The sequence below is a fragment of the Roseburia zhanii genome (assembly GCF_014287635.1).
Taxonomy (GTDB): domain Bacteria; phylum Bacillota; class Clostridia; order Lachnospirales; family Lachnospiraceae; genus Roseburia_B; species Roseburia_B zhanii.
Genome location: NZ_JACOPH010000040.1, coordinates 1 through 3,056, shown reverse-complemented (window position 1 = coordinate 3,056; position 3,056 = coordinate 1). Strand labels below are relative to the sequence as shown.

Sequence of the window (3,056 nt, the reverse complement as noted above, 5' to 3'; positions counted from 1 at the left end):
CAGGATTACAATCCACCGGCAATACTTCCAATCCAGATAGCTTATTATGCAGGACTTCGTATCGGTGAAGCCTGTGGTCTGGCATGGCAGGATGTAAATCTTGAAGAACAGTGCCTTACAATCAGACGCAGTATCCGCTATGATGGTTCAAGGCACAAGAATATCATCGGACCAACCAAACGAAAAAAGGTAAGGATTGTTGATTTTGGAGATACACTGGCAGAGATTCTTCGTAATGCCCAAAAGGAACAGCTTAAAAACCGAATGCAGTACGGAGAACTTTACCACAAAAACTACTACAGAGAAGTAAAAGACAAAAACAGAGTTTACTATGAGTTCTATCATTTGGACGGAACAGAGAATGTTCCAGAAGATTATAAGGAAATATCCTTTGTCTGCTTAAGACCGAATGGAAGTTTGGAACTGCCAAGCACGTTAGGAATTGTTTGCAGGAAGATTGCTCAGAAACTGGATGGATTTGAAGGATTTCATTTTCACCAGTTGCGACACACCTACACAAGCAACCTTCTGGCAAATGGAGCAGCTCCGAAAGATGTACAGGAACTGTTAGGACACTCAGATGTCAGTACCACAATGAATGTCTACGCCCATTCCACAAGAAAAGCCAAGCGGGAATCCGCAAAGTTACTTGATAAAGTGGCAGGCAACGACTAAATAAAACTTTCCCTTATTTCCCTTACGATTATCTCATAAGGGCAAAAATAAGGGAAAATACATATCATTTCACTAATGAATGGGCTGGAATGTCTGTAAAATAGGGAAAGTTAGAAATATATTTCGGCAAACTTGAATTTAGCGATTTCTTTTTCCGGTATTCTCTGTCCCACGGATTTCCTCATGATAGAAATAATCTACGATCACCGGATGTCCCTGCGGGACTCTGCCATAAGGCATTTCATTATCCACAAAGTCACAATCATACTTCTTAGCCATTTTCTCAGCTTTTACTTCAAGTGCTTCAAAGTAGCTGCGGTTATGCTTGTTATAGATCTCGTCGTAAAGTGGTACAAGATCAGGATATTTTCCGGCGATATAATCCATAATTGTCTTTTTGAAACCGCCTCGAAGATTGAGATTTTCGAGCCAGAACAGATCGCACTGATCCTTTACCCGCTCAAAGATTGCTTCAAAATCCGTGATACCGGGGAATACCGGGGATACGAAACAGACTGTACGGATACCTGCTTCATATACCTGCTTCATAGCAGAGATACGACGCTCAATGCTCGAAGCAGAGTCCATATCGTTCTTGAAATTTTCATCTAGTGTGTTGATCGACCATGAAACGGTTACACGTCCAAGCTTCTTCAGTAGATCAATATCCCGTACCACAAGATCCGACTTTGTGCAAATCAGAATATCTGCGTCACTGCCGATCAGCTGCTCCAGAAGTTTTCTGGTATTCCCGAATTGCTCCTCCTGTGGATTGTAGCCATCTGTCACAGAACCGATGACCACCCGCTGTCCGGCATATTTCTTCGGATTTTTAATTTCCGGCCAATGCTTCACATCAAGGAAAGTGCCCCATTCCTCCTTGTGCCCGGTAAAGCGCTTCATAAAAGAAGCATAGCAATACTTGCAGGCATGTATACAGCCCACATAGGGATTGACCGAGTAACCGCCTACCGGCAGACTAGACTTAGTCATGATGTTCTTTGTTTCCACCTCACGAATGAGGATTCCATTCATTACTTCTTCCATGATTTCTGTACCTCTAACACTTTATTAAATTCTTCCGGCATTTCCTGAATCATATTTTCATCCCCTATGATAGGGACAAGGTCTTCCTTCATAAACACCGGAATGCCGAGCTTATGTGCCTGGTCCGTCAGAGACCATGCCCATTCCGGCTCCGTATGAATCTTCCTGCTCTGCGCTCCGGTCATGGTGCCGACAACGATCCAATTGATTCCGGAAAGGTCAATTGTGCCGGGATCATCGAATAACGGCTCAAAGGTAACATGGTAATGTTTTGCTCTGACGTTTTTCCGAAGGGCGTCGATACGCCACAGTTCTGCTTTCCTCGTCACCGTAACGCCAAACCATGCGTTTTCCAGATCGGTATCAAAATCCAGCAAATCAGGTCGCTTGGTAAGGAACAGGAACTGATGCTGTGGATTTTCACGGATCTTTGCAAATACCTCGCCTCTCCATTCCGGCTTCCATCCAGAGAAATCGCTCATGCCGGTAAGAAGAAAGTTCTGCGGACGTTTCTTTTCCATCATCTTGAGCTTACTCGGAAAGAATTCAGGGGCAGCGAAGTCATCAATCATATGCCAGCGTTTCACGTTGTTGCGGGCATAGCAATATGCACACCCCACTGTGCAGCCAATGACGATATTCATGTTCTGAATCTGATCTTTGATACAAATACTCATGACTTCTGCCACTCCTCAAGATTCTTTCTGATGCGGTCGAGGCATTCCTCAAACCGGGTAATTTCTTCCTCTGAAAAACCTTTGTAGTAAATACTGCCCATCTCATCAGATACAGAATCGTACTCGCCCTTTAAGGCATGTGCTTTCTCAGTCAGAAACAGGAGCGTTTTCCTTTTGTCCGTTTCAGACTGAACACGGCTTATCAGCTCTTGATTTTCCATTCTTTCCAGCATCGTAGTAAGAGATGTTATCGCTAATCCGCATTTAGTCGAGAGTGACCTGATTGAAATACCATCCTTCTGCCACAGCACATAAAGAATACGCCCTTGGGCTCCATTAAACGCATCAATATTCTTTTCACTGAGAATCTTCTCGAAAATCCGGTCTCCAAGCTGTTTTATTTTGGTGACAAGAAATCCTCCATTCATTTCCATACAAAAGCTCCTATATAGTAGTTTGCCAAAAACATACTATATAGGAGCTTTATTGTCAACAGTTTATATGTCCTAATAGGTAAATTCCGTTTTTTTCAATTCTCCAGTCGAGTAGACTAAAGCCTTGCAACTTTAGCCCCTCACAGATCCGTACGTGCGGCTTTCCCGCATACGGCTCCTCATAATAACATTCACTTTAATATAAGCAATAGTACGTCTTTGG

Annotated in this window: 4 protein-coding genes; 1 reads left to right on the top strand and 3 read right to left on the bottom strand. The window is 43.3% G+C overall.

From position 1 onward, the window contains the following. Positions 1–675: site-specific integrase (locus H8S17_RS15775; RefSeq protein ID WP_186867869.1), on the top strand; the 675-nt coding region annotated here is incomplete at its 5' end. 138 nt (positions 676–813) lie between these two features. On the opposite strand, the gene H8S17_RS15770 is transcribed toward H8S17_RS15775, so the two are convergent. Genes H8S17_RS15770 through H8S17_RS15760 form a run of 3 tightly spaced genes read right to left on the bottom strand, consistent with a single transcriptional unit; the run spans position 814 to position 2,833 of the window. Further along, complete coding sequence (locus H8S17_RS15770; RefSeq protein ID WP_186867868.1) at positions 814–1,722, bottom strand: radical SAM mobile pair protein B; 909 nt, start codon at positions 1,720–1,722, stop codon at positions 814–816. Then, positions 1,710–2,399, bottom strand: coding sequence for a radical SAM mobile pair protein A (locus H8S17_RS15765; RefSeq protein WP_186867867.1), 690 nt, complete (start codon positions 2,397–2,399; stop codon positions 1,710–1,712). Before H8S17_RS15765 ends, H8S17_RS15770 begins: the two co-directional genes overlap by 13 nt. After that, entirely contained in the window at positions 2,396–2,833 is a 438-nt protein-coding gene (locus H8S17_RS15760; protein WP_186867866.1) for a radical SAM mobile pair system MarR family transcriptional regulator, read from the bottom strand. Before H8S17_RS15760 ends, H8S17_RS15765 begins: the two co-directional genes overlap by 4 nt. Between the last annotated feature and the right edge of the window lie 223 nt (positions 2,834–3,056).

Excerpts from the sequence above, each read along its gene's own strand:
- H8S17_RS15770 (WP_186867868.1), bottom strand. The coding sequence starts at position 1,722 with ATGGAAGAAGTAATGAATGGAATCCTCATTCGTGAGGTGGAAACAAAG.
- H8S17_RS15765 (WP_186867867.1), bottom strand. The coding sequence starts at position 2,399 with ATGAGTATTTGTATCAAAGATCAGATTCAGAACATGAATATCGTCATT.
- H8S17_RS15760 (WP_186867866.1), bottom strand. The coding sequence starts at position 2,833 with ATGGAAATGAATGGAGGATTTCTTGTCACCAAAATAAAACAGCTTGGA.